General features: G+C 42.8%; 1 protein-coding gene. It reads left to right on the top strand.

Going from position 1 to position 2,478, the window contains the following annotated elements:
- Positions 1 to 734: 734 nt before the first annotated feature.
- On the top strand, positions 735 to 2,478 hold a 1,744-nt coding region (gene ltrA, locus DW826_RS14865; protein WP_242994117.1), incomplete at its 3' end, for a group II intron reverse transcriptase/maturase.

Raw genomic sequence — 2,478 nt, 5'->3', positions numbered from 1 at the left:
GGCAACGACAACCGTGCGACACGTTCGTAAGTGAAAAGCTTACGCACAAAGTCGAAGGGCTTTCAAGCCTGAAACTTTGGAGAACTGATATTCCGATGAGTGAAATGAGGGAGTAACGCCCCGAAGCGCTCACACTGATACTCCGACTGGCATCAGCGTGCAACCGCCAAAGTGTCAGAAGCTCGGTAAAGTCGGCAGAGAGTAGTCGTAAATATGGCTAACTTTCATATACGAAAGCTATCCAGCGGTGGATGGTGCTACCTATATGCCGGGTGTCGGTTACCCATGGTCAGAATGTACGAAAGTACTGACAAACTTCCGAATGTACGAGTCTAAACGTTGATACTGTCGAAAGGCAGTAGCCCTTGTATGGGCGTGTCCGTGGATTAGTAAGAATGGTTGTTATGAACATCCATATATCGTTACAGGCGATATGATTATGCATGATTGGACACAGGCTTAGAGGAAGGACCTAAAGGTAATCAATGATAGGAATATCGGAACGTGGAAAGCTGGGAACGTATGAAAAAAGCCGTTGCAGGTCGTTGGACGGGAAAGCCGGGCAAAACCGGTACAACCGTACTTAATCCCAGTGAGAGTAGGGGCACAGTACCTGTGAAGTGATGCTAAACATCGTGGAGGGATAGCCCCAAGTCGAATTCAACGGAAAAAAATGAATATACGATAAACGCAGCTTCGAGTATGACAAAGAAAATCCAAACCGAAGGGAGAGGATGCCTGTGTTGACTTCGAAACAGCAAGAACAGAAATCTAAACAGAGAAAAATTCGCAATTCTGAGTATTATGACATGATAAGTACTTTTGACGAATTGTATGCAGACAGTAAGAAAGACAAGATATTTAATCATCTCATGGAAATCATCGAGAGCGAAGAGAATATCAAGCTGGCATACAGAACGATAAAGACGAATACAGGAAGTGATACCGCAGGTGTGGACAAAAGGACAATTAATGACCTTGCTAAATTAAACGAGGAAGAATATGTCCGTCTCATAAGAAAGCAATTCAGCTGCTATCACCCACGCCCAGTAAAGCGTGTGGAGATACCAAAGCCCAATGGAAAGACCAGACCTCTGGGAATTCCAACTATCGTTGACCGAGTGGTACAGCAATGTATCTTACAAGTCATGGAGCCGATATGCGAGGCAAAATTCAGCGATAATTCTTACGGATTCCGTCCGAATAGATCCGCTGAACATGCCATCGCTCAGTGTATGCGATTGATACAGGTACAGCATATGTATCACGTAGTAGACCTTGATATTAAAGGATTTTTCGATAACATCAATCATACTAAACTGATAAGGCAGATATGGGCATTGGGAATAAGAGATAAGAAGCTGTTATGCATCATTAAGGAAATGCTGAAAGCATCTGTTATTCTGCCAAATGGAGATAAAACTTTCCCCATCAAGGGAACTCCACAAGGCGGTATCCTGTCACCATTGCTTGCAAACATTGTTTTGAACGAGTTGGATTGGTGGATTACTTCCCAATGGGAAGAAATGCCAACGAAAACAGATTTTACAACAAGAAGCAATAAGCAGGGAACAGTTATCAAAAGCCATGCTTACAGGGCTTTGCGCAGAAGCAGACTGAAAGAAGTGCATGCGGTGCGATATGCCGATGATTTCAAAATCTTCTGCCCTACACACGCAGAAGCCGTCAGAGCGTATAAAGCCACAGAAATGTGGTTAAAAGACCGCCTGGGTCTTGATATAAGCCCAGACAAATCTAAGGTTGTCAATCTAAAAAGACAGTATTCTGATTTTCTCGGATTCAAACTGAAAGTGCGGAAAAAGGGGAAGAAATATGTCGTCAGGTCACATATGTGTGACAAGGCATACAAAAAGGCTCATGAAAAGCTGACCAAGGAAGTAAAAACTTTGGCTCATTCGCCAGATGACACAGCTCAGTTTATACAGTTACAGAAATATAATTCTGTAGTCGCAGGACTGCATGAATACTACTGTATAGCAACAGAAACAACAGCGGACTTTGGAAAGCTTGCCTTCAGTATCAATAAACAGCTTAGAAATCGGCTGAAAGGCGATGTGTCCCGTAAGGGTTCTCTGAAAAATGGTTTTATCAAAGACAAGTATGGTAAAAGCAGGCAATTGAGATTTCTGCACGAACGTCCCATTGTTCCAGTGGGAGCCGTTCCGCAGAAAAATGCCCAAAATAAAAGGAAAAACATCAATAAGTACACTGTCAAGGGACGAGAGCTGATTCATAAGAATCTAACTATTAATACCGACGCAATGTTATGGCTGATGCGTAATCCTGTCAAGGGCAGGTCAATCGAATATGCAGACAACAGAATATCACTATTTGCGGCTCAATATGGAAAATGTGCAGTTACAGGACTTCCTATGGAAGTACACGACATTCACTGTCATCATAAAATGCCATTAAGCAAAGGTGGTACAGATGCATACGAAAATCTGATTTTAGTCT

This window comes from Clostridium sp. AM34-11AC, from assembly GCF_003435375.1.
Taxonomy (GTDB): domain Bacteria; phylum Bacillota; class Clostridia; order Lachnospirales; family Lachnospiraceae; genus Pilosibacter; species Pilosibacter fragilis.
The sequence above is the reverse complement of the archived record's forward strand: the minus strand, read 5'-3'. Positions and strand labels throughout refer to the sequence as shown.